This is a genomic window from Vibrio sp. V12_P9A6T4 (genome assembly GCF_963874835.1).
GTDB classification, from domain to species: Bacteria; Pseudomonadota; Gammaproteobacteria; order Enterobacterales; family Vibrionaceae; genus Vibrio; species Vibrio anguillarum.
Genome location: NZ_CAWNJO010000005.1, coordinates 1 through 3,888 on the forward strand (window position 1 = coordinate 1; position 3,888 = coordinate 3,888).

At 43.6% G+C, this 3,888-nt stretch carries 3 protein-coding genes; 2 read left to right on the forward strand and 1 reads right to left on the reverse strand.

Annotated features, from left to right (window positions below; genetic code table 11):
• The first annotated feature begins 332 nt into the window (after window positions 1–332).
• Entirely contained in the window at window positions 333–1,793 is a 1,461-nt protein-coding gene (locus AACQ42_RS00080) for a sodium-dependent transporter (protein ID WP_017045264.1), read from the forward strand.
• Window positions 1,793–1,888, forward strand: coding sequence for a MetS family NSS transporter small subunit (locus AACQ42_RS00085; protein WP_094165553.1), 96 nt, complete (start codon window positions 1,793–1,795; stop codon window positions 1,886–1,888). The genes AACQ42_RS00080 and AACQ42_RS00085 overlap by 1 nt, the downstream gene beginning before the upstream one ends.
• A gap of 360 nt (window positions 1,889–2,248) precedes the next feature.
• On the opposite strand, the gene ptsG is transcribed toward AACQ42_RS00085, so the two are convergent.
• Complete coding sequence (ptsG, locus tag AACQ42_RS00090) at window positions 2,249–3,679, reverse strand: PTS glucose transporter subunit IIBC (RefSeq protein WP_013856413.1); 1,431 nt, start codon at window positions 3,677–3,679, stop codon at window positions 2,249–2,251.
• Window positions 3,680–3,888: the final 209 nt, after the last annotated feature.

The window sequence follows — 3,888 nt, forward strand, 5'->3', positions numbered from 1 at the left end:
ACTAAATACCAATTAATTAACAACTAATACACCATCAAAAAACCAGGGAATAACATTTACAATCTATTGCCTTAACTTAGATTAGTCTGTAGTCTCGAACCCATGCGTAGCTGATTATTTCAGATACAGCAAACACACATCGAACTATTAAGAACAATATTCTGAGTTCTCGGAAAGCTGACAACATATAACACTAACTTTTTGCCAGTTCATGGATGATGGCGCAAATATTCACGGTCTACTTAGTGTACCGATAGTATTCATCACTCCAACACTGGCTCCGCAGCCGAAGAGAAGCTTCATACCTCAGGGAAGTCGTAAAGGAGTAAACAATGAAGCGAGAACAATGGGGATCCCGTGCAGGGTTCATTCTGGCTGCCGTAGGTTCGGCTATCGGTCTTGGAAACATATGGCGTTTCCCTTATATGGCTTATGAGAATGGGGGTGGTGCATTCTTCATCCCTTACCTTTTCGCCATGATCACAGCGGGTATACCGTTTATGATCCTAGAGTTCAGTATGGGTCAAAAGCATCGCGGTTCAGCACCAGCCACACTGGCTAAAATTCACGCAAAATTTGAATGGTTAGGTTGGTTCCAAGTAGGGGTTGCCGCTATTATTGCTGTGTATTATGTGGCCGTTATTGGCTGGGCTATTTCCTACTTTGGTATGTCGTTTACACAAAGTTGGGGAACCGATACTAATGCTTTCTTCTTTAGCAACTATTTAGCACTAGGCGATAATTCACCGACAAATCTCGGTAGTATTCAATGGAAAATCGCCATTGCAATGCTGATTGCATGGGCCATTACTTATGCTGCTATCGTCGGTGGAGTGAAATCTGGAATCGAACGCGCTTCAAAAATCATGATGCCAATACTGTTTATCATGGTACTGCTTTTGATTGGCCGCATGATTTTCCTACCAGGTGCATTAGATGGTGTGAACTACATGTTTGAGCCTGACTTTGACAAGATCTGGGATGTGAAGGTTTGGGCTGCTGCTTATGGACAGATTTTCTTCACCCTAAGTATTGGTTTTGCCATCATGCTGGCGTATTCCAGCTACCTTCCTGAGAAATCAGACATAACGAATAACGCCTTCATGACAGTATTGATCAACTGTGGTTTCTCAATTCTGGCGGGGATTATGATTTTCTCTGTTCTTGGCTACATGGCTCATGAACAAGGCAAACCGTTGACAGAAGTCGTATCTGCGGGCGTTGGGCTTGCATTCGTTACGTTACCAGCGGCTATCAACCTATTGCCAGCGCCCTATATTCTTGGGCCAATCTTCTTCTTTGCACTTGTTGTTGCAGGCCTAAGCTCACACATATCAATCATTGAAGCCGTCACCTCAGCCGTCATCGATAAGCTAAAATGGAGCCGTAAAAAGGCCGCTAATGTAGTTATCAGCGTAGGGTTTTTGGTTTCAATGGCCTTTGCGACCAACGGTGGCCTGTTGCTACTCGACCTTGTCGACCACTTCGCAAACAACGTGGGCATTATGGCGAGCTGTCTAGTGGAACTTACGCTCATGGCATGGCTATTTAAGATTTCTGACGTACGCAAATACGTGAACAGCATTTCCGATTTCAATATTGGCGTGTGGTTTGATATTTGTCTGCGCTTTATCTCACCTGTAATTTTGGCCATTATTGTCGCCACAAAACTGAACGCTCTATTCACAGAGGGTTACGGTGGTTATGACCTCACCCTAGGATGGGTCATGATCGGGTTACTATTCGCTATAGGCGTAACAATCAATGCAACAAGCCGCAAGGAGTGCAACTAATGACGACAAGTGCAATTATTATAATGATTATTGGTTTGGGCATTACGTGGGGTGGCGCCGCCATCTGCATTAAAAAAGCCATGAACAAACAATAATCCTGTTGATTCTAAAAGCCGATGTCATCATCGGCTTTTTTATGCCTGTCGACAACCGCTACACCTGCCTCTTGAAGCCAAACCTATTCATGCCACCCAAACCACAGCAAAATTAAACAAGTGATGTGAATAAAGGAATAGAGCGAAATAGCCCTTACTTGATTATCGTTTGAGATAAAAGAGAGTTAAGTCAACAAGCCAAGCGTGAGATCCGTCTTATCGCCGCAAGCGGACAACTCAACTAATAAATGAGATGGCAATGATCAACTTATAAAATAGGGAATGGCTGATGAGCGAGTTAGCGGCAAAAGAAAAGGAGGCTTTCGCCTCCTTTTTTATAGGGGAATGAAAAGATATGAATTAACCGTGGTTACGGATCCACTCATCCATTTCAGTTTTAAGGTTGTCAGACTTAGTACCAAAGATAGCTTGAACGCCACCCGATACAACAACAACACCCGCAGCACCAAGCTGTTTCAATTTCTCTTGGTTTACTGCTTCTGTTTTAGCAACAGAAACGCGTAGACGAGTAATACATGCATCTAGGTTAGTGATGTTTTCTTTACCACCAAAGGCCGCAACAAGTTCACCAGCTAACTCACTGCCTGTAGCAGAAGAAGCTTCTTCAGATTCATCTTCACGACCTGGAGTTTTCAGGTTCATCGTACGGATAACGAAAGTAAACACGACATAGTATAGAACTGCATAAGCAATACCTAGACCAACCAATAGCAACATGTTTTCAGCACGAGGAGATTGAACAACAAAGTCAATGAAACCGTTCGAGAACGTGTGACCGTGAACAACACCTAGAGCGTTAGTCAATACATAAGCAAGACCAGCTAGCAAAGCATGAACAACATAAAGTACTGGAGCGATGAATAGGAACGAGAACTCAATAGGTTCTGTAATACCCGTTAGGAATGAAGTCAATGCAGCTGACGCCATGATACCCATTACTTTGGCACGGTTTTCTGGTTTAGCACTGTGTGCAATTGCAATTGCTGCAGCTGGAAGACCGAACATTTTGAATAGGTAGCCACCCGCTAGTTGACCGAAACCGTTACCTGCAGCGCGAGACGCATCATCAGCAGTCAAGAAACAAGTCATGATACCGTGAACGGTAGTACCTGCATTGTTGGTACATGTACCTGCTTCATAGAAGAAAGGCACGTTCCAGATGTGGTGAAGACCAAATGGAATCAATGAACGCTCAACAACACCGTAGATACCAAATGCGGTTACTGGGTTTTGGTTAGCAGCCCAATCAGAGAATGTTGCGATAGCTGAGCCGACAGGAGGCCAAATGATAGATAAAACAATACCTAGAGCAATCGCAAGGAAACCCGTAATGATTGGTACTGCACGTTTACCCGCGAAGAAGCCAAGATATTCAGGAAGTTGAATTTTGTAAAAACGATTGAATGCCCAAGCAGCAACACCACCTGCAAGGATACCACCAAGAACGCCTGTCTCGATGTTATCAACACCCATTACGACTGCCATTACTTTTAGCGTCGCAACCATGATGCCATAGCCAACAATTGCTGACAGGCCTGAAACACCATCGTTATTCGTGAAGCCTAATGCTACACCTACTGCAAAGAGTAGTGCCATTTGACCAAAAACCGAACCACCAGCTTGTTCCATTAAATGTGAAACAACTTCTGGTAGCCAGCTAAAGTTCGCTGCACCCACACCAAGCAAAATACCCGCAACTGGTAAAACTGATACTGGAAGCATCAGCGCCTTACCAACTTTCTGCAGGTTTGCAAAAAGGTTTTTAAACATGTTTATGCTCCTGATTAAGTTATTAGAATTGTTTGGGTTCTAACGGCACACCCCCGTAGCCTAAATGTTAGCACCCAATGAAAATGTAACCACATATCGCATTATATTTTTCGCCTCTAAATATATCTTGATGCCACTCAAACTTTCTAGTTAGTAACGAAATTTTGTTTCAAAACAATAGACCGATCACAATGCGGGAGGGTGTAAAC